At 54.3% G+C, this 24,406-nt stretch carries 27 protein-coding genes; 12 read left to right on the top strand and 15 right to left on the bottom strand.

Going from position 1 to position 24,406, the window contains the following annotated elements; translation table 11 throughout:
• Positions 1–68 precede the first annotated feature (68 nt).
• Positions 69–710, top strand: coding sequence for a riboflavin synthase (locus AC4OVS_RS12690; RefSeq protein WP_022647892.1), 642 nt, complete (start codon positions 69–71; stop codon positions 708–710).
• A 30-nt stretch (positions 711–740) separates the two neighbouring features.
• Here AC4OVS_RS12690 and cfa read toward each other — a convergent pair whose 3' ends face one another.
• Entirely contained in the window at positions 741–1,889 is a 1,149-nt protein-coding gene (cfa, locus tag AC4OVS_RS12685) for a cyclopropane fatty acyl phospholipid synthase (RefSeq protein ID WP_022647893.1), read from the bottom strand.
• A gap of 298 nt (positions 1,890–2,187) precedes the next feature.
• Complete coding sequence (gene punC, locus AC4OVS_RS12680; RefSeq protein WP_023299943.1) at positions 2,188–3,387, bottom strand: purine nucleoside transporter PunC; 1,200 nt, start codon at positions 3,385–3,387, stop codon at positions 2,188–2,190.
• A gap of 112 nt (positions 3,388–3,499) precedes the next feature.
• Between punC and punR the strand changes: the two genes are divergently transcribed.
• On the top strand, positions 3,500–4,411 hold the full coding sequence (gene punR, locus AC4OVS_RS12675; RefSeq protein ID WP_022647895.1) for a DNA-binding transcriptional activator PunR: 912 nt from the start codon (positions 3,500–3,502) through the stop codon (positions 4,409–4,411).
• Positions 4,412–4,428: 17 nt separating this feature from the next.
• On the opposite strand, the gene purR is transcribed toward punR, so the two are convergent.
• The gene (purR, locus tag AC4OVS_RS12670) at positions 4,429–5,454 is read right to left on the bottom strand and encodes an HTH-type transcriptional repressor PurR (protein ID WP_006809011.1); all 1,026 of its coding nucleotides are present in this window, start codon (positions 5,452–5,454) and stop codon (positions 4,429–4,431) included.
• A 297-nt stretch (positions 5,455–5,751) separates the two neighbouring features.
• Here purR and cydH point away from each other — a divergent pair, with 297 nt between their 5' ends.
• A complete protein-coding gene (gene cydH, locus AC4OVS_RS12665) occupies positions 5,752–5,841 on the top strand; it encodes a cytochrome bd-I oxidase subunit CydH (protein WP_003857632.1) in 90 nt (29 codons plus the stop codon).
• A gap of 160 nt (positions 5,842–6,001) precedes the next feature.
• Positions 6,002–7,168: an MFS transporter gene (locus AC4OVS_RS12660; RefSeq protein ID WP_491922472.1), complete on the top strand. Its 1,167-nt coding sequence runs from the start codon at positions 6,002–6,004 to the stop codon at positions 7,166–7,168.
• Between the two features lie 37 nt (positions 7,169–7,205).
• Here the strand turns inward: AC4OVS_RS12660 and sodB are convergent, their stop codons facing one another.
• Both sodB and AC4OVS_RS12650 read right to left on the bottom strand, forming a co-directional pair.
• A complete protein-coding gene (sodB, locus tag AC4OVS_RS12655) occupies positions 7,206–7,787 on the bottom strand; it encodes a superoxide dismutase [Fe] (RefSeq protein ID WP_017693553.1) in 582 nt (193 codons plus the stop codon).
• 122 nt (positions 7,788–7,909) lie between these two features.
• A complete protein-coding gene (locus AC4OVS_RS12650) occupies positions 7,910–8,668 on the bottom strand; it encodes a C40 family peptidase (RefSeq protein ID WP_058647179.1) in 759 nt (252 codons plus the stop codon).
• Positions 8,669–9,006: 338 nt separating this feature from the next.
• Here AC4OVS_RS12650 and grxD point away from each other — a divergent pair, with 338 nt between their 5' ends.
• The gene (grxD, locus tag AC4OVS_RS12645) at positions 9,007–9,354 is read left to right on the top strand and encodes a monothiol glutaredoxin 4 (RefSeq protein WP_003832760.1); all 348 of its coding nucleotides are present in this window, start codon (positions 9,007–9,009) and stop codon (positions 9,352–9,354) included.
• Between the two features lie 78 nt (positions 9,355–9,432).
• Here the strand turns inward: grxD and rnt are convergent, their stop codons facing one another.
• The 5 genes from rnt to eptA all read right to left on the bottom strand — a co-directional run bounded on the left by rnt (position 9,433) and on the right by eptA (position 14,113).
• Positions 9,433–10,092, bottom strand: coding sequence for a ribonuclease T (gene rnt, locus AC4OVS_RS12640; protein WP_003857625.1), 660 nt, complete (start codon positions 10,090–10,092; stop codon positions 9,433–9,435).
• A 96-nt stretch (positions 10,093–10,188) separates the two neighbouring features.
• Positions 10,189–10,596 (bottom strand): lactoylglutathione lyase, encoded by a 408-nt coding sequence (gloA, locus tag AC4OVS_RS12635; protein ID WP_022647898.1) that lies wholly within the window; start codon positions 10,594–10,596, stop codon positions 10,189–10,191.
• Positions 10,597–10,695: 99 nt separating this feature from the next.
• Positions 10,696–11,793: an alkene reductase gene (locus AC4OVS_RS12630; protein WP_023299948.1), complete on the bottom strand. Its 1,098-nt coding sequence runs from the start codon at positions 11,791–11,793 to the stop codon at positions 10,696–10,698.
• 53 nt (positions 11,794–11,846) lie between these two features.
• A complete protein-coding gene (locus AC4OVS_RS12625) occupies positions 11,847–12,446 on the bottom strand; it encodes a TetR/AcrR family transcriptional regulator (RefSeq protein ID WP_063853903.1) in 600 nt (199 codons plus the stop codon).
• Between the two features lie 41 nt (positions 12,447–12,487).
• A complete protein-coding gene (gene eptA / locus AC4OVS_RS12620) occupies positions 12,488–14,113 on the bottom strand; it encodes a phosphoethanolamine transferase EptA (protein ID WP_491922471.1) in 1,626 nt (541 codons plus the stop codon).
• A 148-nt stretch (positions 14,114–14,261) separates the two neighbouring features.
• Here eptA and AC4OVS_RS12615 point away from each other — a divergent pair, with 148 nt between their 5' ends.
• The 3 genes from AC4OVS_RS12615 (at position 14,262) to sodC (ending at position 16,045) form a co-directional block, all read left to right on the top strand.
• Positions 14,262–14,501, top strand: coding sequence for a DUF1289 domain-containing protein (locus AC4OVS_RS12615; protein ID WP_023299951.1), 240 nt, complete (start codon positions 14,262–14,264; stop codon positions 14,499–14,501).
• 48 nt (positions 14,502–14,549) lie between these two features.
• The gene (locus AC4OVS_RS12610) at positions 14,550–15,446 is read left to right on the top strand and encodes an aldo/keto reductase (protein ID WP_023299952.1); all 897 of its coding nucleotides are present in this window, start codon (positions 14,550–14,552) and stop codon (positions 15,444–15,446) included.
• Between the two features lie 80 nt (positions 15,447–15,526).
• A complete protein-coding gene (sodC, locus tag AC4OVS_RS12605) occupies positions 15,527–16,045 on the top strand; it encodes a superoxide dismutase [Cu-Zn] SodC (protein WP_022647904.1) in 519 nt (172 codons plus the stop codon).
• On the opposite strand, the gene AC4OVS_RS12600 is transcribed toward sodC, so the two are convergent.
• Genes AC4OVS_RS12600 through AC4OVS_RS12590 form a run of 3 tightly spaced genes read right to left on the bottom strand, consistent with a single transcriptional unit; the run spans position 16,024 to position 19,156 of the window.
• Entirely contained in the window at positions 16,024–18,057 is a 2,034-nt protein-coding gene (locus AC4OVS_RS12600) for an FUSC family protein (protein ID WP_032677351.1), read from the bottom strand. The two genes, sodC and AC4OVS_RS12600, sit on opposite strands and share 22 nt — an antisense overlap.
• Positions 18,057–18,917 (bottom strand): efflux RND transporter periplasmic adaptor subunit, encoded by an 861-nt coding sequence (locus AC4OVS_RS12595; protein WP_032624867.1) that lies wholly within the window; start codon positions 18,915–18,917, stop codon positions 18,057–18,059. Before AC4OVS_RS12595 ends, AC4OVS_RS12600 begins: the two co-directional genes overlap by 1 nt.
• 2 nt (positions 18,918–18,919) lie before the next feature.
• Positions 18,920–19,156: a DUF1656 domain-containing protein gene (locus AC4OVS_RS12590; protein WP_022647907.1), complete on the bottom strand. Its 237-nt coding sequence runs from the start codon at positions 19,154–19,156 to the stop codon at positions 18,920–18,922.
• Positions 19,157–19,343: 187 nt separating this feature from the next.
• Between AC4OVS_RS12590 and slyA the strand changes: the two genes are divergently transcribed.
• Positions 19,344–19,784, top strand: a complete 441-nt coding sequence (slyA, locus tag AC4OVS_RS12585) for a transcriptional regulator SlyA (protein WP_032623345.1) — start codon at positions 19,344–19,346, stop codon at positions 19,782–19,784.
• 38 nt (positions 19,785–19,822) lie between these two features.
• On the opposite strand, the gene AC4OVS_RS12580 is transcribed toward slyA, so the two are convergent.
• Both AC4OVS_RS12580 and slyB read right to left on the bottom strand, forming a co-directional pair.
• Positions 19,823–21,184, bottom strand: a complete 1,362-nt coding sequence (locus AC4OVS_RS12580; RefSeq protein WP_045308479.1) for a sensor domain-containing diguanylate cyclase — start codon at positions 21,182–21,184, stop codon at positions 19,823–19,825.
• Between the two features lie 196 nt (positions 21,185–21,380).
• Positions 21,381–21,848, bottom strand: coding sequence for an outer membrane lipoprotein SlyB (slyB, locus tag AC4OVS_RS12575; protein ID WP_022647910.1), 468 nt, complete (start codon positions 21,846–21,848; stop codon positions 21,381–21,383).
• A gap of 255 nt (positions 21,849–22,103) precedes the next feature.
• On the opposite strand from slyB, the gene anmK reads away from it, so the two are divergent.
• From anmK to pdxH, 3 genes are all read left to right on the top strand, one after another.
• Positions 22,104–23,228 carry an anhydro-N-acetylmuramic acid kinase gene (anmK, locus tag AC4OVS_RS12570; RefSeq protein ID WP_491922470.1) on the top strand — a complete coding sequence of 375 codons (1,125 nt, stop codon included), beginning with the start codon at positions 22,104–22,106 and terminating at the stop codon, positions 23,226–23,228.
• A gap of 93 nt (positions 23,229–23,321) precedes the next feature.
• Entirely contained in the window at positions 23,322–23,645 is a 324-nt protein-coding gene (gene mliC, locus AC4OVS_RS12565) for a C-type lysozyme inhibitor (RefSeq protein WP_022647912.1), read from the top strand.
• 57 nt (positions 23,646–23,702) lie between these two features.
• Positions 23,703–24,359 carry a pyridoxamine 5'-phosphate oxidase gene (gene pdxH, locus AC4OVS_RS12560; RefSeq protein ID WP_003857601.1) on the top strand — a complete coding sequence of 219 codons (657 nt, stop codon included), beginning with the start codon at positions 23,703–23,705 and terminating at the stop codon, positions 24,357–24,359.
• The last annotated feature ends 47 nt before the right edge of the window (positions 24,360–24,406 follow it).

The following is a 24,406-nucleotide window of genomic DNA, read 5'->3' as shown; positions in this document are numbered from 1 at the left end:
TTTTCAACTGTTATTGTGGTGGGATTATACGGTGTCATCGCCGTTCGGAATGAACAGGAGCTGTAAGCATGTTTACTGGTATTGTGCAGGGCACTGCCAAAGTGGTGTCCATTGATGAAAAACCGAATTTCCGCACTCACGTAGTTGAGCTGCCTGAATATATGCTCGACGGCATTGAAACCGGGGCGTCGATAGCGCATAACGGCTGCTGCCTGACGGTGACCGAAATTAACGGTAACCAGATAAGCTTTGATTTAATGAAAGAGACGCTGCGCATCACTAACCTGGGTGAGCTGGTGGTGGGGGATACCGTCAACGTTGAACGTGCGGCGAAATTCAGCGATGAGATTGGCGGGCATCTGATGTCGGGCCATATTATGACCACCGCAGAAGTGGCGAAAATCGTGACCTCGGAAAATAACCGTCAAATCTGGTTTAAGGTGCAGGATCCGTCATTAATGAAATACATCCTTTATAAAGGATTTATTGGCATCGATGGGATTAGTCTGACCGTCGGTGAAGTGACGCCAACGCGTTTTTGCGTGCATTTAATTCCTGAAACGCTGCAACGTACTACGCTTGGCGCAAAAAAACTGGGGCAGCGCGTAAATATCGAAATTGATCCGCAGACCCAGGCGGTCGTGGATACCGTTGAGCGCGTGCTGGCGGCGAAAGAGGCGGCGATAATAAAGGCCGTGGAAGAAGAATAAAAAATAACCCCGGGTAACCGGGGTTATTTTTCAGCGGGCCACGCGCAGGCCGTGCTCAATCCCACGACTAAACACCACCTGCCACAGCTGTATATCCCGCGCGCGGAACGCACCCGCGCAGGCATTAAGATAATAACTGAACATCCGTTTGAATCGTTCCGAATAGTTGTCGGCGATTTCAGGCCATGCAGCCTGGAAACGTTCATGCCAGGCCATCAGCGTGGTGTCGTAATCTGCGCCGAAGTTATGCCAGTCTTCCACAATAAAATGCGGTTCGCTGGCGTTCGCAATCTGGCGAACAGAGGGTAAACAACCATTCGGGAAGATATATTTGTTGATCCAGGGATCCACATTGTTATCGGTGCGTTTAGAGCCGATGGTGTGTAGCAGGAAAATTCCGTCAGGCTTCAGGTTATGGTCGGCGACGTCGAAATAAGTCTTGTAGTTCTTTGGCCCCACGTGCTCGAACATACCCACGGAAACAATCCGATCGAACTGCTCATTCAGGTCGCGGTAATCCTGAAGCCGAATATCGACATCCAGACCCAGACACCGTTCCTGTGCCATCTTCTGCTGTTCAGCTGAAATCGTGACGCCGACTACGCTGACACCGTAATGTTTCGCCATAAACCAGGCAAGGCCGCCCCAACCACAGCCGATGTCCAGCACGCGCATGCCGGGCTGCAACTGCAACTTATCGCAAATCAGCTGTAGCTTATCCTGCTGCGCCTCTTCCAGGGTTGTCGCTTTTTTCCAGTATCCGCAGGAGTACTGCATTAACGGGTCGAGCATACGGCTGAAAAGATCGTTGCCCAGGTCATAATGCTCTTTACCGACGATCCACGCGCGCTTTTTACTTTGCAGATTGAACAGGCGGGCGGAAGCGATACGTAACGTATCTTTGAAATGACGAGGGAGCTGATTTTCAAGACCGGCGCGTAAAACGCTGGAGAAGAACATATCCAGCCGCTCACACTCCCACCAGCCGTCCATATAGCTTTCACCCAGCCCTAACGATCCCTCCTGTAACACGCGTTTGAAAAAATCGGGATGTTTAATCTGGGGATCGGAGGGGGATGAGCCATTAATCGTAATGCCCGCACGTCCCAACAGTTCACTGACGATCCGGGACCAGTTATCGTCCGGAACGCTGACTTCTTCTATACACGATGAACTCATAGCTTCTCCATCACCTTGCTGTGATCAGAACCTTAAAACAGCGTAGACGCTTTTTTGGTTTGTGAGAAATCTCACGGTAAATGCCCGCGAGGCTAATATCCGACGTAGAACAGAGGAAGGGAGATAACCCTTGCCGAAATGCCTTCCATGGTAAAACGGGAGCGCTCCGGCTCCCGTTAACACTTAATATTTATCGTATTTAATCGAACCAAATTCAGTATAGGCCGCAAAATTTGGTGATTCAACAGAAAATTGTTAGCAACCTAATCACTGGTTTTTAACATAGTTTCCCGCGTAATCAGGCGTGCGACGTTTCTGTCTGCGCGTTTTCACTCTGCTCGCGATGGGCGGAGGACTGCATGCGATAACCCAATCCTGCCAGCACAACGGTGACCAGCATCACGCTGGTGGTGGTGAGCAGCGGGGTTGCAATCAATGCAGAGACCACGAGACTTGCCAGGAAGCACAGGCCAAGTTGCAGGGTATTTTGCAGCGCGGCAGCGCGGCCTGTCGCCTGAGGGAATGGACGCAGCGCCTGGGCTACAACAATAGGGTAAATGGCCCCGTTAGCGATCGCCATGACGCAGAACGGAATCAAAATTTCTGCAAGCCCGGCGCCGGGAATAAAGCCGACAGCCCAGGTCGCAATCACGCTTAGCGCATACAGCACCAGCAGCCAGGGCAGCATCTGCTGGCCTTCCCATTTTTGCAGCGCGGCGCGACAGCCATAGCCACCCACCAGGAAGGCGATGGTCTGTGGTACATAGCTCAGGCCGATAGCCGCCGGGCTGTAGCCCATGTCATGCAAAATGAACGGTGAACCGGTAAGCCAGGCAAAGAAGCTGGCAGAGCAGGCGGCATAAATCAGCACGTTACCGCGATAGGCTTTCGACCGCAGTAAAGAGGTAAAGGTGATGGGCTTCGCGTCCGGATGCGTCTCTTTTTTATGCGCAGGTTTAAGCCCGAACGCGGGCAGCATCAGGACCAGCGTGATCGCAAAGAGCGTGGCGAAAATGGCCTGCCAGTCGAAATGCGCCAGGATCCAGCTGCCCAGCAGCGGAGCGAGCGCCGGAGACAGGCCGACCAGCGGCATGATGGTGGCGAAAATGCGGTTAGTGCGTGAGGCGGGGTAGTAATCGGTCACCAGCGCCTGCCAGGTGACCGCTGCGGCACAGACGCCGACCGCCTGAATAAAGCGCAACACCAGTAACCAGGCGGCATCGCGGACCCACAGCATGCCCAGACAGCCTACGGCAAAAATCGCCAGTCCCAGCAACAGGACGGGCTTACGGCCAAAACGATCAGAGAGCGGTCCCCAGAGTAGTTGCGCAAAAGCAAAGCCGGCGAGGAATAAACTCAAACTGGCGCTGATGGCGGCGGCAGGAGTTTGCAAATCTTCCTGCATCGCGGCGAAGGCGGGCAGATACATGTCGGTCGCCAAAAAGCCCAGCACGCTTAAGCCGCCGAGCCAGACTAAAAATCCTTTCCTGGGTTGCACTTTTTTTCTCCTGAGGAGGCAGGTGTACGTTGGCGCAGAGTGTAGGGAGTGCAAAGCGGCTTGTGAAACGCTAATATTTGGTGGGTGCATTCAAAAAATTTGCAGGCTAAAGATGTGGTCAGATTATTCCCTTGAAGTGGTTGATGCCGTGGCGCGTAACGGCAGCTTTACCGGTGCCGCCCAGGAGTTGCACCGCGTTCCCTCGGCTATCAGCTATACGGTGCGCCAGCTGGAGGCGTGGCTGGCGGTCCCGCTGTTCGAGCGGCGTCATCGCGACGTGGAGCTCACGCCTGCCGGCGCGTGGTTTTTGAAGGAAGGCCGGTCTGTTATCAAAAAAATGCAGATCACCCGTGAGCAGTGCCAGCAGATCGCCAACGGCTGGCGCGGACATCTCGCTATCGCGGTGGATAACATCGTTAAGCCGGAGCGGACCCGGCAGATGATCGTCGATTTCTATCGTCATTTTTCCGACGTCGAACTGCGTGTGTCGCAGGAAGTGTTCAACGGCGTATGGGATGCGCTGGCGGACGGCAGGGCGGAGATGGCGATTGGTGCAACCCAGGCGATCCCGGTTGGCGGGCGCTACGCGTTTCGCGACATGGGCATGCTGAGCTGGACCTGCGTGGTCGCGCGCGATCACCCGCTGGCGGCGCTGGACGGGCCGCTGAGTGATGACACCTTACGCAACTGGCCCTCGCTGGTGCTGGAAGATACCTCCCGCTCGCTGCCCAAGCGCATTACCTGGCTGCTGGATAATCAGCGCCGCGTGGTTGCGCCGGACTGGGAGTCGTCAGCCACCTGTCTGAGCGCGGGGCTGTGCGTTGGCATGGTGCCGGTGCATTTTGCGCGCCCGCGCATCGACGCGGGAGAGTGGGTGGCTCTGACGCTGGAAAACCCTTTCCCGGATGCTGCATGCTGTCTGACGTGGCAGCAAAACGACGTCTCGCCCGCCATGGCCTGGCTGCTGGATTATCTGGGAGACAGCGAAACGCTGAACCGGGAGTGGTTGCGGGGACCAGCGTAGCTGGCCCCGTAAAGAGATTAACGTCGGTAGTCGCGGAACGGACCGTCGGCAACGGAACGGCGTTCAATCAGGCGCGGGTGGACCTCAATGGACTGGGACTGTTCTCGCTTGTTGACGATCCTGTCCATCAGCATATTGAAGGCCGTTTCACCCAGCGAATCTTTCGGCTGGTGAATGGTGGTCAGCGCCGGGGTAAAGAAACGGGCGTTGCGAACGTTATCATAGCCGATCACCGAGATGTCCTGCGGAACGCGAAGGCCGAGTTCATCCGCCGCGCAGAGCGCGCCCATTGCCATGATATCGCCGCCGCAGAATACAGCGGTAGGGCGATGCGGCTGGGAGACGATCTGCTGCATGGCGCGATAGCCCGACTCCGGCTCGAAATCGCCCTGGACAATCCAGTTTTCTGGCACGGTAATCAGCGCCTCTTCCATCGCTTTCATGAAACCGGCCAGACGGCCAGCACCGGTGTTACGCTCCAGCGGACCCGGGATCACGCCAATTTCACGATGCCCGCGTTCTACCAGATAACGCCCGGCCATGTAGCCGCCTTCAAAAGCGTTATCAATAACAGAGTCGGTGAAGTCTGCGCGCGCCTCGCCCCAGTCCATCACTACCATCGGAATGTGGCGATACTCTTCCAGCATGGAAAGGACCGACTCGGGGTATTCAGAACACATTACCAGCAGGCCGTCGACGCGCTTTTGCGCCATCATTGACAGGTAAGCGCGCTGTTTTTCAATGTTGTTCCACGCGTTGCCCAGAATCAGGGTATAGCCTTTCTGAAAGCAGTTTTTTTCAACGGCTTCGATGATTTCAGCAAAGTAGGCCGCTTCACTGCTGGTGGCCAGCAGGCCAATCGATTTGGTGTGATTAACCTTCAGGCTGCGGGCGACGGCACTTGGCGAGTAGTGCAGCTCTTTGATTGCCGCCCAGACGGCATTACGCGTCTCTTCAGCGACGAAACGCGTTTTGTTAATAACATGTGATACGGTTGTAGTGGAAACGTTTGCTCGTTTTGCTACGTCTTTAATTGTTGCCATTAAATGTCACTCCAGACCATATCCTAAGCTCCTGAAAAAATTGAAGGTAAACGTTTGCCTTCTCTCACCCTTATCACGCAAACATGAGTTGCGACACGCCGGGAAAACGACACAGGACGTCAGGAGGGGGTCAGTGGCCGGTACGCTAATAAATTTAGCGTGGAATTTTGTCCTATCTTGATGAAAAGGGGAAGAGGTAAAGTGGATATCCGCTTAAATCCTGGAAGATTTTTGACCTGAACTGTGTAAAAATGAGCAAGCTCACTTTTCGTAGGGTGAATAAAAGGAGAAAAATTGATGAGTACCGATCTGAAGTTTTCGCTGTTTACCACCATTGTTGTTCTTGCCCTGATTGTTGCGGGTGGTTTAACCGCTGCGCTGCACTGATTTAGGTGGAGGGAGAGTCTTCTCCCTCCCTTGCCGCTATTGTTACCTCTCCGGCAAAAATCTTTTGCCAAAATGTTAACTTCTCATTTTTTGTGATTGATGTCATGCTTTTGCCTTCTTAGTCTGTGCCGGGTAACGGCACGGTATCCGGAGTCTTTTCATGAAAATCAATTTTCCCCTGCTGGCCCTGGCGATTGGCGCCTTTGGGATTGGCACCACTGAATTCTCCCCGATGGGGTTATTGCCTGTTATCGCCCGGGGTGTGGACGTCTCTATCCCTGCGGCCGGTATGTTGATTAGCGCCTATGCGATCGGCGTGATGGTGGGCGCACCGCTGATGACGCTGCTGCTTTCGCACCGCGCGCGACGCAATGCGCTGATTTTCCTGATGGCAATTTTTACTCTCGGAAATGTGCTTTCCGCGATTTCGCCGGATTACACCACGCTGATGCTTTCCCGTATTCTGACCAGCCTGAACCACGGCGCTTTCTTCGGGCTGGGCTCGGTTGTTGCCGCAAGCGTAGTGCCAAAACATAAGCAGGCCAGCGCGGTAGCCACTATGTTTATGGGCCTCACTATCGCTAATATCGGCGGCGTTCCCGCTGCCACCTGGCTCGGAGAAGCCATCGGCTGGCGTATGTCTTTCCTCGCAACCGCCGGACTGGGCGTGGTCGCGATGGTCGCGCTGTTCTTCTCGCTGCCGAAAGGAAGTGCGGGAGAACGTCCGGAAGTACGTAAAGAGCTGGCGGTGCTGATGCGTCCTCAGGTGTTGTCCGCGCTGCTCACCACGGTGCTGGGGGCAGGGGCGATGTTTACGCTCTACACCTATATCTCCCCGGTGCTGCACGACATAACCCACGCAACGCCACTCTTTGTTACCGCGATGCTGGTGCTGATTGGTGTCGGGTTCTCGATTGGCAACTATCTCGGCGGGAAATTTGCAGATCGCTCCGTCAGCGGGACGCTGAAAGGTTTTTTAACGCTGCTGATTGTCATCATGGTGGCGATCCCGTGGCTGGCACGTAACGAAGTGGGTGCCGCGATTGCCATGGTGGTGTGGGGCGCCGCAACCTTTGCCGTGGTGCCGCCGTTGCAGATGCGCGTGATGCGCGTTGCGCATGAGGCGCCGGGGCTCTCATCATCCGTGAATATCGGTGCGTTTAACCTGGGAAATGCGCTGGGAGCCGCAGCGGGTGGGGCGGTGATTTCGGGTGGTTTGGGTTACAACTTTGTGCCGGTGATGGGGGCGATCATTGCCGCACTCGGCTTGCTGCTGGTGTTGATGTCCGGGCGTAAACAGCCAGAAGCGGTGTGTACGGCGGAATAAATAAAAACGCAGAAGGGTTGCCCCTTCTGCGTGTCCCTTATGCGGCGAAGTTCTTCGCAACAAATTCCCAGTTAACCAGTGCCCAGAAATGTTCCAGGTAGTTCGGGCGCGCATTACGGTAATCAATGTAATAGGCGTGTTCCCATACGTCCACGGTCATCAGCGGCGTTGCGCTGGTGGTCAGAGGGGTACCCGCATTAGAAGTGGAAACGATAGCCAGTTTGCCATCAGCCTCTTTTACCAGCCAGGTCCAGCCGGAGCCAAAGTTTTTAACGGCTGCGTCAGTAAATTTCGCTTTGAAATCCGCGAAACTGCCAAACGCGGCGTTAATCGCTGCGGCCAGCTCACCGGTAGGTTCTCCGCCTGCATTTGGAGCCAGGCAGTGCCAGTAGAAGGTGTGGTTCCACACCTGAGCGGCGTTGTTGAATACGCCACCGTCTGAACTGCGCACAATCTCTTCCAGCGTTTTGCCTTCAAAATCGGTGCCCTTGATCAGGTTATTCAGGTTGGTGACATAGGTCTGGTGATGCTTGCCGTAATGGTACTCCAGGGTTTCCGCAGAAATGTGCGGAGCCAGGGCGTCTTTTGCATACGGTAGTGCAGGTAATTCGAACGACATTGCTACTCTCCTTATAGTTTTATATGTTGCCAATAACCCTACAGACAACAAGGACAGAATAGCAAATTGAAAGGGTATGCAAAAGAGGAACTTACCCCGCCACGGAGGCGGCAGGGCAGGGTCTAGCGAATGGTTTTTGGCGTCATCACTCGGCGCGCACCCACATAGTGGCGCACCCAGTAATCTTCACTGAGGGAGGTGATCTGAATGTCCTGACCGCTGCGCGGTGACTGGATAAATTTACCATTACCCACATACACCCCAACGTGATCGGCCGTGCCACGTCCCTGGGTGCGGAAGAACACCAGGTCGCCATTTTGCAGTTCGCCACGGTTTACAGGCGCGGCGTCGCGCAGATGGTACATCTCATTGGCGGTGCGTGGAATGCGAAACTTCACCAGATCTTTATAGGCATAATAAACCAGCCCACTACAGTCAAAACCGGTGCGCGGAGAGGTGCCACCCCAGCGATATGGTTTACCTATTTGCCCCATCAGTTTATTCATCGCCGTTTTTTGCGCTTTCTGCATACGCGCTTTATGCACGTCAGCCAGCTTCGTCACTTTTGCGCATTTCGTTTTATGGCCTTTGCGCATGGTGCATTTATCATTCACCAGGCTGGCGGTCGTGCGAGTGGTTTTGTGCGTGGCGGAACGGAGAGTTTTGGTTTTACTAGAGGCGGTCTTTTTGGTGTGAGCGGTGGTTTTCTTCTTTACTGTTTTGCTGGTGGTTTTTTTCTTACGTTCTGTGGTTTTTGCCAGATGCGTTTTTTGTACAGCAGAATGCCGCGCCTGTTCGGAGGCGTTCGCCGCTGGCGTAAATGAGAGTGTGGTAAACAGTAAAGCACAGAGCGTCATCGAGATTTTAGTTATCCGCGCCACTGGGCAGTCCCCTGATAAGTGCGAGCCAAAATACATACCCGCATGAGATTTACAAAACCAGTCGATTCTAATCCATAAAATCGGAATAAGTTAATAGCATTTTTCATTCAAAAATTGTGTTTCGTTAGCAAGTGCAAAAAAATTCACCATTCTGTCGCACTCTTGTTCGCTCCTTAAGCAAAACCGCACGGCGCGTAGCCTTAAACGTCATTATCAATGCAACTTTACGCGATAGCGGATAAAATAATGAGACGTGACAAAAATGTTATTTTCCGATGTCGGCCTGACCCGCTACAATGTCAGACTGATGCCGTAACAGAAGTTAAAGGAAGCAAGACATGAGCACCACTATTGAAAAAATTCAGCGCCAGATCGCTGAAAACCCGATTCTCCTGTACATGAAAGGTTCTCCGAAGCTGCCAAGCTGCGGCTTCTCCGCGCAAGCGGTTCAGGCGCTGTCCGCCTGTGGTGAGCGTTTTGCTTACGTTGATATCCTGCAAAACCCGGACATCCGCGCTGAGCTGCCAAAATACGCAAACTGGCCGACCTTCCCACAGCTGTGGGTTGACGGTGAACTGGTTGGCGGCTGTGATATTCTGATTGAAATGTATCAGCGCGGCGAACTGCAACAGCTGATCAAAGAGACTGCGGCGAAGTATAAAACCGAAGAGCCGGACGCAGAATAAGTTTTCTGCGGATATAAAAAAGCGACCACATTATGTTGGTCGCTTTTTTTTGTCCTGTGGGGCTATTGATTACCCAACCTACGATTGAAGATCGGCCTCGTCGCCCATCGGCAGCGGCCAGCCGCCGAGACGTTTCCAGCGGTTGACGATCTCACAGAACAGCTCCGCCGTACGCTCGGTGTCGTATAACGCGGAATGCGCCTGAGTGCCGTCAAACGCAATACCCGCCGTGATGCAGGCTTTAGAGAGCACGGTTTGCCCCAGCGCCAGGCCGCTCAGCGCGGCGGTGTCGAAGGTCACAAACGGATGGAATGGATTACGTTTTAGCGAGGCGCGCTCGGCGGCAGCCATGGTGAAGCTGTGATCGAACGTAGCGTTGTGGGCCACCATGATGGCGCGGCTACAGTCATTCTCTTTCATGCCCTTGCGCACCATTTTGAAAATGGCGTGCAGCGCCTCGTATTCGCTTACCGCCCCGCGCAGCGGGTTTGTCGGATCGATACCGTTAAAGGCCAGCGCCTCTGGCTGTAAGTTTGCGCCTTCAAAGGGTTCAACGTGGAAATGCAGCGTGGTGTCCGGTACAAGCCAGCCCTGTTCATCCATCTTCAGCGTGATGGCGGCAATTTCAAGCAGCGCATCGGTTTTAGCGTTAAATCCGGCTGTTTCTACATCAATGACAACGGGATAAAAACCACGAAAACGGTCGCACAGACCGGTAAATTGAGCGTTATCGGACATCAGGGTCTCTTACAAGGGGGAAAAAGCAGTGCGCATTATGGCAAATTTTGAGAGGGGATGCAGCAAAACAACGGGCGCATAGTGCGCCCTGCGGGATCAATTGCCCAGACCGCGACCAGCGTCTTTAGCTTCGATCAGTTCGATTTTATACCCGTCCGGATCTTCAACAAACGCAATCACGGTGGTGCCGCCTTTAACCGGACCGGCTTCACGGGTGACGTTACCGCCATTGCTGCGGATACGTTCGCAGGCTTCAGCCGCGTTATCCACTTCCAGCGCGATATGGCCGTAAGCCGTACCCAGCTCGTAGCTGTCCACGCCCCAGTTGTAGGTCAGCTCGATGACCGCTTCTTCAGATTCCGGGCCGTAACCGACAAACGCCAGAGAGTATTTATATTCCGGATTTTCGCTGGTGCGCAGCAGCTTCATGCCCAGAACGTTAGTGTAGAAATCGATGGAACGTTGCAGGTCGCCAACGCGCAGCATGGTGTGAAGTAGGCGCATAATTTCCTCATTAACCAGTGGAATGGATTATCTTTTTGAACAGAAACGATGTTTTAGTATAGCGGCGAAAGGTCGCCGCTATCAATGTACAAAGCGGGATTACAGTGAAGGGTAGTCGGTATAACCTTCCGCGCCGCCGCCATAGAAGCTTTCAGGGCGCTGCGGGTTCAGTTCGGCTTTCTTCTGCAAACGGGCAACCAGATCCGGGTTAGCAATGTAATCACGGCCAAAGGCCACGGCGTCGATCAGACCTTTACCGATCAGATCCTCGGCTTTCTCTGCCGTATAAGCGCCCGCCCCGATAATCACGCCGTGGAAGCGCTCGCGAACTTTCTGGCGGAAGGCTTCGCTGTAGGGCTTGCCGCCTGCCCAGTCCGGCTCGGACATGTGCAGATACGCGATACCGCGTTTAGCCAGCTCTTCAATCAGATACAGCGCATCCGCTTCTTCGTTCGGACCGTTGTCGACGTTCTGGAAGGTACCAATTGGGGAAACTCGAATACCAATGCGATCTGCGCTCCACTCATTACACACGGCATCTACCACTTCAAGCACCAGACGCGCGCGGTTTTCAACGCTGCCGCCGTACTGGTCGGTACGCTGATTGGAAGACGGTGACAGGAACTGGTGCAGCAGGTAGCCGTGCGCAGAGTGCAGCTCAACCAGGTCGAAGCCCGCTTCACGGGCGTTGGCGACGGCCTGACGGAAATCATTCACGATACCCGGGATCTCGTCCAGCTCAAGCGCGCGTGGCGTGGTGGTGTCGACACGAATAGCATTACCGTTTTCATCGCGCAGGGAAGTGCGGGTATTCGCATTCAGGGCAGAGGCAGAAACGGGCGCCTGACCGCCAGGCTGGATGCTGCTGTGCGAGATACGACCGGTGTGCCACAGCTGAACCGCAATACGGCCATCTTCAGCATGAACGCCAGCGGTGATTTTTTTCCACGCGGCGATCTGTTCCGGGCTGTGCAGACCCGGCGCACCGGCGTAGCCTTTAGCCTGGGCAGAAATCTGCGTGGCTTCGGAAATAATCAGGCCCGAGCTGGCGCGCTGACGGTAATACTCACCCATCAATGGCGTTGGGATATCTCCCGGCTCGATGCTGCGCAGACGGGTAAGTGGGGCCATAAACACGCGGTTTGGGGCAGTAACGGCACCCACTTTCAGTGGGGTAAATAGCTTTTCAGCGGACATAATGGCTCCTGAGTAGACCAGTCGACTAGTAAAAGGGTAAATAAAAACGCCGGTTACACGCCAGGCGCAGTAATACAGTTTTTCACATGCGCCAGCGCGCTTTCGAGCGGCACGGCGCTGCGAGACATTTTTGCTTGCAGGTTGGCGCCTAACCAGAGGGAATAGAGCACCTGTGCCTGCGTGAGCGGATCGCCGGAGAAGGAGAGCGTTGTTTCATCGCGGCCTTTTTCCAGCGCCTGAGCCAGCAGAGCGATTACGCCGCTGGCCCCTTTATCCATGGCGGTGCGCATATCTTCGGAGAGATCGCACACTTCGGCAGACAGTTTTACCGTCAGGCAGCCGCTGATGATGCCCTGCTGACAGAACTGCGTCAGCGTATCCTGATAGTAGTTCAGAACACGATCCCGGTAGTCACCTTCGCCGCTGGCGAAGTGGGCTGCCAGGCGCTGATGGTAGCTGGCGTAGTGCCGCTCCAGCATGGCTACGCCAAACGCCTCTTTGGATCGAAAATAGTGATAAAACGATCCCTTAGGCACTTCAGCGGTTTTTAATAACTCACTCAGCCCCATACCGGTAAACCCGCGATGCATGCAAAGGCGCTCGCCGGTAGCCAGCAAATGTTCTCGTGTATCGTGTTCTGTATGTCTGCTCATGCTCTTACTCTAATAGACCGTTCGGTCTAATGCAAGCCCGCTTAGCGACGACATTGCGACAAAATATCCAGCTGCGGCTGATAAACCACTGATTTCACGTCCATCATGCCCAGAACCGTGGCAAACAAATTGTCCTGTGAAACTGCCTCTTTTGCAGCATGGTTACGCAGGCAATCTGTGTTTACGCCGAAGTTTTTCGCATAGTCCGGGGAGAGCCAGAACATAAACGGAATATGCGTTTGCTGCTCCGGGGCCAGCATATACGGCGTACCGTGCAGGTAAATTCCGCTTTCGCCCAGCGATTCGCCGTGATCGGAGAGGTAAATGAGCGCTGTGTTCATACTGGCCTTCCGGGCTTTTAGCGCGTCGATGGTTCGGCTGAGCACGCTATCGGTATTCAGAATCGAGTTGTCATAGGTATTGATCAGCGACTGATGATCGCAATCCTGAATTTCATTGGTATCGCAGGTTGGGGTGAATTTCCGGAAGCGGTCCGGGTAACGGTTGTAATAAGCCGGACCGTGGCTGCCCATCAGGTGTATCACCAGTACGGTATCCTGCTTTATTCCGTCCAGCACGTTGTCCAGGCGGTACAGGTTGACGTCGTCGATACAGGATTTGTCCTTACAGAACTGATCCAGTTTCCACTGGGTCATGTCCGTGTGCGGCACGCGGTCGCAGGCACCTTTACACCCGCCGTCATTGTCGCGCCACAGCAGGTTGAACCCGGCGTGGTTAAGCACATCGAGCAGTCCTTCCTGATGATGGGCGAGGTCCGCGTCATATTTTTTTCGCGTCATGCCGGAGAACATGCAGGGGACGGAAACGGCGGTTTCCGTGCCACAGGAGGAGGCCTGTGGGAAATTGATGACATCCCGCTTTTTCAGCTCGGGGTTGGTTTCACGGGGGTAACCATTTAACGAATAGTTTGCAGCGCGGGAGGCTTCGCCCACCACCAGAACCAGCACGGTTTTCTTACGTTGGCCGGAAATCAGCGCCCCTTTATGGGCATCTTCGCCAATGCGGACCAGCGTCTGGTCGCCGGCAAACCAGCGCATTTTGCTGTACTTCACAACGGCGCTCACGTAGTTCGCCGGAGTGACCATTTTGACGATGCTTTTGTTATTGCGGAACAGCGAAGCATAATCTTTATAGAACACTGCCGCGACGAGAATGATCACCAGCAGCGCACCCAGTATAGCGGCGAAACGTGTTAGCAGGGCATACCACCATTTTCCGGTTCGAATGCGCGTCAGGGCTAAGATGACGGAAGGGACCAGACCCGCGACGGCCAGCCACAGGATCAGTTGCGGCGTTACCAGGGCTGTCGCTTCCTGGGAGTTAGTCTCAAACACGTTCACAATCATGTTCTGATCGATAACCGCGCCATAGGTGTACATAAACCAGGTCGCGGCGGCGCATCCTATGGTCAGGGCAATCATGAGCGGCTTGCGAATAAAGGGAATATTCAGCAGGCTAAAAACAATGACCCAGCCGCAGAACAGAACCAGCGGCACACTGGCGGCAAAAAGCACGTCGTGCAGACGGGCAGGTGCGATGATTGACCAGCTGCGCTGGATAAACAGCGCATTGAACACGGTGAAGAAAAGCGCACAGGCGAGGGTAAATTTCGTATCGTTACAGTGTAACTTTTTAGTGAGCCACATGATGACCAGACCATTCGTTATATCAATGCGGCGAGTATAAGAAGGGAAGATTAGCGAAACCTTAATGCCCTGTTTGTGACGGACACTCCTTGCATGCAGGCCATTTAGGGTCTTCACTGTAGGGAATAATGACGTTCTGGAGGTAGGTGTGGCAGAGCAACTGGAATTTTTCCCTGTCCAGAGCCCGTGCCGGGGTATTTGCCAGGTTGATGAACGAGGATACTGCCGTGGCTGCATGCGCACACGCGATGAACGTTTTAACTGGCAAAATTTCAGCGACGCGCAAAAGCAGGAGGTCTTACGGCTCTGCCGACAACGTCTGCTGCGCAAAATTCGTGCAAACAAAGCGGTTGAAACCGAAGAACCTCAGCAACCTTCACTGTTTTAGCAGGGTAATTGCGTATACTGGTGACATGACTTCCTTGAGGAAAATGTTATGGTTCAGCGTATTACCCTTGCCCCGCAGGGCCCGGAATTCTCCCGATTCGTTATGGGCTACTGGCGCCTTATGGACTGGAATATGTCTCCGGTCCAGCTGGCGGACTTTATAGAAGAGCATCTCGATCTCGGGATCACCACCGTCGATCACGCTGATATTTATGGTGGCTATCAGTGCGAGGCCGCTTTTGGCGAAGCGCTGAAGCGTGCGCCAGCGCTGCGTGAACGTATGGAGATTGTGACCAAATGCGGTATTGCCACCACAGCAAAACCGGAGCATGCACTTGGGCATTACATCACTGACAGCGCGCATATCGTTAAAAGCGCTGAGCAGTCACTGGTCAACCTGGCCACCGATCGTATCGACCTGCTGCTGATCCACCGTCCCGATCCATTGATGGATGCGGATGAGGTTGCGGAAGCGTTCCTGACGCTACACCAGAGCGGCAAAGTGCGTCATTTTGGCGTGTCTAACTTCACCCCGGCACAGTTTGCGCTATTGCAGTCTCGCCTGCCGTTTACGCTGGCGACGAATCAGGTGGAGATTTCGCCTGTTCATCAGCCGCTGCTGCTGGATGGCACGCTCGACCAATTGCAACAGCTGCGCATCCGTCCAATGGCATGGTCTTGCCTGGGCGGCGGCCGCCTGTTTAACGATGAAGCATTCCAGCCGCTGCGTAACGAGCTTGAAACGGTGGCCCGCGAACTGAATGCGGAGAGTATTGAGCAGGTGGTTTACGCCTGGATCCTGCGCCTGCCGTCTAAACCGCTGCCAATTATCGGCTCCGGCAAAATTGAGCGCGTACGCGCTGCGCTGGTGGCTGAAGAGCTGGATATGTCGCGTCAGCAGTGGTTCCGCATCCGCAAGGCGGCTCTGGGCTACGACGTACCCTGAGTGCGTGGAGTCTGACTTTCCGGTGAAATCTGCGCCTCTGGTATAGACTTAAGGTGCAAAAAATAACCCGTGGAGGTCATATGAAGCGTTTTGCTCTGGCAGTGGTCACGCTGGTTGTTTGCGCAGGAGCGCAGGCAGCCAGCGAAGAAGTTGAAATGAATCTCGTCACTTCTCAGGGGGTAGGCCAGTCCATCGGGACGGTGAAAATCACCGAAACCGATAAAGGGCTGGAATTTGCTCCCGATCTCAAGGCCCTTCCACCCGGTGAACATGGTTTTCACGTTCATGCCAAAGGCAGCTGTCAACCCGCAATGAAAGAGGGGAAACCTTCAGCCGCTGAGGCCGCTGGGGGGCATCTGGATCCGCACAACTCTGGTAAGCATGAAGGCCCGGAAGGTATGGGGCACCTCGGCGATCTGCCGGTGCTGGTGGTGAATAACGACGGTAAAGCCACCGATCCGGTTGTTGCGCCCCGGCTGAAAAAGATTGACGAGGTCAAAGGCAAGGCGCTGATGGTCCATGTGGGCGGCGATAACATGTCCGATCAACCTAAACCGCTTGGCGGCGGCGGGGCGCGCTATGCCTGCGGGGTGATCTGATCGCCAATTGTTCCGGGTGGCGGCGCCTGTTCAAGCTGTGACAGGGAGCAGTGCAGCCGCCAGATAATGGACGCCAGATCGCGGGCCGCAGGCTGATGGTGGTGCGCCAGAGCGTCGCAAATACGCTGAAGCTCGGCGAGCGTGACGCTCAGGGGGCGTTGCTGAACTCCGCGCTCGCTCATCACATCGCGAAGCATGGAAATACAATTATCGCGGACCTGCGAAAGCGGGTCGGAACGCGTCTCCCAGGCACGCAGCTGCCACACCACGTGCGAACAGTTCAGCAGCACCACGCCCCAGCGCAGTAGCCAGCGACGGGAGAGGGAATCCTGGCTGTTGTTCAGCTGGCTGACATGATGGTAAACCAGCGATTCATACTCGCTTTCACGCAGATGCGGGCTGCGACTCAGTTGATCGACAAAACCCCTGCGCAGCTCACGAATATGCCTGCGGCTTTTACGCGCATCCGAGCCCGGGCGTAGCACGGCGAAAGCCAGCCACGCCAGCCCCACGCCGAGGATCTTCGCCAGGTTATCGTTGAGAAAATCAGCGTAATCGTAAACCGGAGGATTCGTTACAGAGATAAATGAGCCCATAAAAACAATCAACTGCCCCCACAGACCGGCCAGTTTTGGCATTTGCAGTTTGAGCAACTGCATGGTGGTTAATAGCGGGAAGAGAAACAGCAGAAATTGCCAGAGGTCGGTTATCTGCACCATCAAACCAAATTTCACCACGAAGCTGAACAGCGACAGCAGTACCAGCGTACGCAGCAGAAGCGTCAGGGAATTAAACGGGGAAGCTGCGACGGAATAGAGCACGCAGCTGATTGCCGCAAGCGTCAGGGCTGCACTGCCCGCATCCCATTGGGTGGTGATGGCCCATGCGCCCACGGCCGTCAACGCGCAAAACGTACGAAAACCGCTCCACAGCGCCTCCATTGCGTCGGTATGGCGCGCCAGAGCTGGGCTACCGGGAACGGAAAATTCGGTGACGGGCGTGGCATTTTCGACGGCTTTTAACCAGCGGCTGCTGCGCAGATACAGGCGGCAGAAATAGTTCAGACGCTGCCAGAAGGCGCGGTGCCGGTAATCATATTCATCCGTTGGGGCGAGCGGCGCGATAATGCGGGCCACGGTATAGATATCGGCATCCGGACGCGCAAGGGCGGCGAGCAGCGCCTCGATAACTTCCCGGGTATGGGCTGGCGGCGCAGGCCAGTTCAGCAACATCCGGCGAAGGCTTGAGATCGCACTCGTCATCCGCAATTGCTGGTGCAGTAAATAGTTCAGGAGCGTGTTCTGGCGACGAAAACGGTAGTGGCTCCAGAATGCCTGGATGCGTAACAGGTTCATGGTCAGGATCTGGCCGATGACCTTTTCGTGTGCTAGACGGATGTTATCGCTGCTATCAGGCTGCCAGAGCAGGCTGGCATGTTCCAGCAAACGCGCGTGCATCGTTTTAAGGGCGGTGATAAGCGTAGTACCATCCGAGGTGCTGGGCAGGATCATCATCATGACGCCGCCGCACAGAATGCCGACCATCACTTCACACACGCGTGCCTGGGCGATATCCCATAGCTCGGTGGTATCCAGCACGTTGACGACCGGAAAGGCGATAATGGCTGCGGTGTAACCTGCCAGTTGAAACGCGTACGCAACGTTGTTGGTAAAATGGGCGCAGGCCCAGGTGCACAGCCCCAGCCATGCCGACATGCTTAACAGAAAGAGCCAGGGATCGTTCAGGGTATGGCCGGCAAGAAGCAGTGCAGCGGTCGCACCCAGCAGGCTACCCGCCACGCGCCCGAGGCTTTTACTGATAACGCCCCCGACGGTAGGGAAGCTGACGACCGCAGCAGAGGTCATCGCCCAGTAAGGCTCATCCAGATTCAGATAATAGGCTACCGTAAGCGCAAGGCACATGGCGATGCCGTTACGCAGCGCGTAACGCCACTGCGGCCGTGTCGCTTTTATCCACGGCGTATTGCGCCAGGAGAAAGCCCCCAGGTTCATCATCGCGATCCGATGGCGACGGTGCAGGTTGTGCCAGAGACCAGAGTAATGTCTTTCGGCAGTTGCTCAAACTCGACGCGAACAGGCACCCGCTGAGCCAGACGCACCCACGGTACGTTGGGTTTGATGTCAGGCACCAGGCCAGAATCGGTTTCCACGCTCTGATCGTAAATTGCCCGACCTATGCTGCTAACGTGACCCTGTAACGTTTCTGCACCGCTGTAAAGCGTGATCCGGGCAGGCGCACCCTCGCGGATATGGCGCAGCTTGGTCTCTTCAAAATAACCTACAACATAGAAAGAGTGGCTATCTACCAGGGCAAAGACCGGCTGGCCTGTGGTGGCGTAATCCCCCACACGGGTCGACAGGCTCGTGATCCATCCATCCACCGGAGCTTTGACAACGGTCTGGGTCAGTTGCCACTCGGCCTGTTTCAGCGTTGCCTCTGCAACCTTCAGGCTGGCCTGCATGGCTTTTACATTGATATTGGCGGTATCGAGATCTTCCGCAGAGATGTAATTCCTCGACAGATGTCGGCGACGTTCGGCTTCGTTATTGGCTTTTGCCAGATCTGATTGAGCTTTTGCGAGCTGCGCCTGGGCATTGAGCACCGCAATGTGGAAAGGGGTCTCATCGATGCGGAATAACACATCGCCCGCATGAACGAACTGGTTGTCCTTCACCAGCAGCGCGCTGATACTGCCGGACACCTGTGGCGTGATGCTGACCTGTTCTGCGCGGATCTTGCCGTCACGCGTCCAGGGCGACTGCATGTAATAATTCCAGAGCCACCAGCCGGCCATAAGCGCCAGCGCTAAAACGAAAAGAGTGGAAAAATATTTTAACGTTTTCAATGCTATTCTCACCACACGGTTAACACGGCAAGGCCAAGACAGACGGAAAGGGTAAACAGGGAGAGATCCATTAACATCGGGTGCCAGATTTCACCGGAATACATCCAGTCGCGCAGCAGACGATGCGCAATGAGCCAGATCACAAAACCGACCATCACGGCTTTAAACAGTGGCGGAAAGTAGACCGATGCGCCGACAATCAGATCCTGGAGGGGCAACCCTGCGGAGAGGGAAAAGAACGTCACAAGCAGTGATCCTTTGCAGTGGGGTGAGGGCCACAATGGCATATTTCAATGCGATGGCGCATTACCGTTCAGTGTAAATCATCCTTTCAGGAATGATGAATACCGTGATTGCATTTGTTTTGGCAATACAAATACTGCAAACTATTCTAAAATCACTATAATCACTTAGCAAGCTAATTATAAGGAGATGAAATTGGAATCGCCATTAGGTTCTGATCTGGCAAGGTTGGTACGCATCTGGCGTGCTCTGATTGACCATCGCCTGAAACCTCTGGAACTCACGCAGACGCACTGGGTTACGCTGCATAACATTCATCAGCTCCCGCCCGACCAGTCACAGATCCAACTGGCAAAAGCGATTGGCATTGAGCAGCCGTCACTGGTGCGCACTCTTGACCAACTGGAAGAGAAGGGACTTATCTCCCGACAAACCTGCGCCAGCGACCGTCGCGCCAAGCGGATCAAATTGACGGAAAAAGCGGCCCCGATTATTACTGAGATGGAAGCTGTCATCAGTAAAACGCGTGGGGAGATCCTTGAAGGTATTTCCCCCGCTGAGCTGGAGATGCTGATAGGACTCATCGCCCGTCTTGAGCAGAACATCCACGATCTGCAGTCTCGCGACTGACCGAACGTAAAGGCCTTGCGAAATCAAGGCCTTTCTTATTATCTGAACACCACCACCCGGTTGCGCCCTGTCTCTTTTGCCTCATACATGGCTTTATCCGCGCTCTCCACGCAGGTTTCCGCACTGGTTTCCGGCGAGGTTGCGGTGAATACGCCCATGCTGATGGTAATGGGTTCCGGCAGATGACCGCCGCTGCTGGCTTTATCAAACCCGCTCAGCTTGAGGCGAATGCGCTCGGCCACCTGCCGCGCGGCGTCTGAAGGGGTATTTGTCAGCATCAACACAAACTCTTCACCACCGATTCGGGCCGCGATATCCTGGGGGCGCACGGAATCCGTCAGCAGATTAGAGACGAACTGTAATACCTTATCGCCCTGCAAATGCCCGTAACAGTCGTTGATACGTTTGAAACGGTCAAGGTCGCTTACCACCACCGATACCGGGTGTGCCTCCGTTGCAGAGCTGAGGGCATAGTTTAATGAATCATAAAAATAGCTGCGATTATAAAGACGGGTAAGCGGGTCGCGGATTGAATTTTGATATGACTGCTGGTATTTGACGTGCGAGTCACGATACAAATTAAAGACGTCGGAAAGCAAAATGAAAATAATCATTAATGTCGCGACAGTTTCGAATAACCGGGCGCGGTACCATGATACATCTTCTACGTATCCACCTAACAACAGCATTAACAGCGTGACGACATAACAGACGCATAAAAAATTGCCGCCCGCCCAGAACAAATTTCTTATCCGGGTCACGACCATCAGGGTGATTAATGTGACAACCCAAAGAATGACCAAAATGATGTTGATGGTCTGGCTCCAGAGAATCATGAACTGCCGGGTTTCATTATCCACAAGATCCAGGGTTAACGTCGTGGAATGGCTGGAATAGAACCACGCCAGCCAAAGCATGCAGCCCGTAAAGAGAGCCGATCCGACAACAATACCGATGTGGGTGCTTCGTGAAAGGGGGGAAACGCGAAGCGTATAAAGTAAGGCTGAGGCCATCATGAGCACCGCCATTAAGAGGTGTCGGAACATATAAAAGATCATCGCGTCATTGTAGTTCGCCTCGTTGAACTGATAGAGATCCAGCCAACCTGGAAAACTGGATAGCGTACCCACCATCAGCAGTGCTGAACCGGCAAAGGCTGACGCAATCGGAACGAGATATAGCCGTTTTTTATCACACCAGTATTTCATTGCCATAAAACAGGCGATAAACAGATGGAATACCAGAAGAAAAATAGTGAGCGTAGGGAAAAATAGCGGAGAGAATGAAGGAACCCATTCAACAAGTTTTATAAAACAACCTTGTAACACGGCAATGATAAAAATGCACCCAAGTGCAAAGGCCACAAAGCGGTTCATTACAAATCGACAGTTCGCAAGCATAGAATCTTAAAAAATTAAAAAGAGGAAAAAGAGAATCAGACGAGTCTAAAGGAGGGAAATAAAAAATACTTTGAGCAGGAACAATATCAGAGGGAATTAATTATACGCCGTGTGAATGTATTTTTATAAATACATTTTTTAAAATGATAGTTTTTGTAAATGGATGCGGCCCGAAAGGACCGCATCCGTCGGGATATTAACGCGGGGAGACGGTGACCTGGCTACCGTTGCTTGCCAGTACAACACGCTGGCCTGCAGAGAAGCGAGTATTACCCTGTTTCTGCACAACCATAATGGTGCTGCCATCGTCTTTACGGATTTCCAGCTCAACGCCCTGAGTTTTGTTCATCGCACCCTGAACGCCCTGACCCGCTACGCCGCCTGCAACTGCGCCTGCTGCGGTAGCCAGAGAGCGACCGGTGCCGCCACCAATGGTGTTACCCAGGAAACCACCCAGCACAGCACCACCGATTGCGCCCACGACGTTCGTGTCATCACCACCCTGAATCTGAACAGGACGGGCATTAACGATAGTACCGTAGGTCACGTTCTGTACCTGTTTAGCTTCAGAAGCACTATATACGTCGCCGGAGAGTGAATTGTCGTTCACACAACCCGCCAGTGTTAAACCAATCAGCGAAACGCCCAGTACACGTAAAATCATTTGACTCTCCTGTTCACCAAAAAACGCCCGGTTGGGGCATCCGTTATGGCTAAATTATATGGCATTCCTGACCACAGTTCATATCTTTGCATGCCGAATAGATAAATTTTACCTGAACGGGGCTTAACGGGACATAAACAAAAACCGTCTGTGCTACAGGTCTGAGATTGTTAAAAAATATTATCACCGGATAGCAAAGCAGCGTTATTTATGATGGAGTGGTTGCACTTAGCCCATGTAACGTAAGGAAAGCGCATGAAATCGGGTCGCTATATCGGTGTGATGTCTGGTACCAGTCTTGACGGTGTGGATGTCGTTCTGGCCGCCATTGATGAAAACATGGTGGCGCAGCAGGCAAGCCTGACCTGGCCTATTCCGGTCTCGTTAAAAGAAGAGATCCTGAGCATCTGCCAGGGGCAACAGCTGACGCTTTCCCAACTGGGCCAACTGGATGTGCGTCTGGGGGCGCTGTTTGCTGATGCGGTACTGGCTCTGATGCAGCAAGAAAGACTTCATCCGCAGGATGTCGTGGCAATAGGCTGCCATGGCCAGACCGTCTGGCATGAACCTGTCGGCGAGGCGCCGCACACGATGCAAATTGGCGATAATAACCAGATTGTGGCAAAAACCGGCGTGACGGTGGTGGGGGATTTCCGTCGTCGCGATATGGCCCTCGGCGGGCAGGGGGCGCCGCTGGTTCCGGCATTTCATCAGGCGCTGCTGGCGCACCCGGTGGAGCGCAGAATGGTTCTGAACATTGGCGGGATTGCCAACCTGTCGATGCTCATTCCCGGTCAGCCCGTGCGTGGATACGATACCGGGCCCGGTAATATGCTGATGGATGCCTGGATCTGGCGTCAGAACGGTAGACCCTACGACAAAGACGCGCAGTGGGCCAGCCAGGGGAAAGTGATCCTTCCCTTGCTGCAAGCCCTGTTAAGCGATCCATTCTTTGCCCTGCCAGCGCCGAAAAGCACGGGGCGAGAGTATTTCAACTACGGCTGGCTTGAACGTCATCTGGCACGCTTCCCCGGCCTTGCGCCTCAGGATGTGCAGGCTACGCTGACTGAGCTTACCGCCGTGTCGATTTCTGAACAGGTGTTGCTCAGCGGCGGGTGCGAGCGTCTGCTGGTATGCGGAGGCGGAAGCCGCAACCCGCTCCTGATGGCACGCCTCGCCGCCCTGCTGCCGGGCACCGAAGTCACGACCACTGACGAAGCCGGGATCAGCGGAGACGACATGGAAGCGCTGGCCTTCGCCTGGCTTGCCTGGCGTACGGTTGCCGGTCTGCCCGGGAATTTACCCTCCGTAACCGGTGCGCGAGAGGCGAGCGTCCTCGGTGCTATTTTCCCGGCAAATCCGCGCAATAATCAGAGTTAACTGAAATTCAGCGGGAGGCATAACCCGTAAAATAGGGAAAAACAGGAGGGCGGTTAGGCCCTCCAGGACCAGGATAGTCTTCGGAATCTGCCCATGAAAAAACTTCTTCTCATTGCTGTACCTTTTCTTATGACCGGATGCAGCGTCTATAACCAGTTCGTTGAGCGTATGCAAACCGATACGCTGGAATATCGTTGTGATGAAAAACCGCTGACGGTGAAGCTGAACAACACTCGCCAGGAAGCCAGCTTTGTTTATGACAATAAGTTGTTGACGCTGAAGCAGGGGATGTCCGCCTCCGGGGCGCGTTACACGGATGGGATCTACGTCTTCTGGTCAAAAGGTGACAGCGCCACCGTCTATAAGCGAGACCGCATTGTGCTGAACAATTGTCAGTTGGAAAATCCGAAGCGTTGAGATTTTTGAAGGGGGCGCGCACAATAGCGCCACCCAACCTCACTTTCAGCTAACGCCATGTCAGATAACGACGAACTACAGCAAATTGCGCATCTGCGCCGTGAATACACCAAAGGCGGTCTGCGCCGCCAGGATCTTCCCGCCGAACCGCTGGTGCTTTTTGAACGCTGGCTGAAACAGGCCTGCGAAGCGAAACTGGCCGACCCGACGGCGATGGTCGTTGCCACGGTTGATGAAAACGGTCAGCCGTATCAACGCATCGTTCTTCTTAAGCATTATGACGAGAAAGGGCTGGTGTTCTACACCAACCTTGGTAGTCGTAAAGCGCATCACCTGGAAAATAATCCGCGTATTAGCCTGCTCTTCCCGTGGCATATGCTTGAGCGCCAGGTGATGGTTACCGGCAAGGCAGAGCGCCTCTCTACGCTCGAAGTGGTGAAATATTTCCACAGCCGACCGCGCGACAGTCAGATTGGCGCCTGGGTTTCTAAACAGTCCAGCCGAATCTCGGCCCGCGGCGTACTTGAAAGTAAATTCCTCGAACTCAAACAGAAGTTTCAGCAGGGTGAAGTGCCGCTGCCGAGTTTCTGGGGCGGGTTCCGCATCCCCATTGAGCAGATGGAATTCTGGCAGGGCGGTGAGCACCGCCTGCACGATCGCTTTTTATACCAGCGCGACAACGGTGGCTGGAAAATAGACCGACTGGCACCGTAATCCCCAAAATTTGTTGATTTAAGCGCTAGCGCACACCGCGCTGGCGC

It is taken from the genome of Enterobacter sp. 4974935 (genome assembly GCF_058661735.1).
This window is presented reverse-complemented; position numbering and strand designations above follow the sequence as displayed.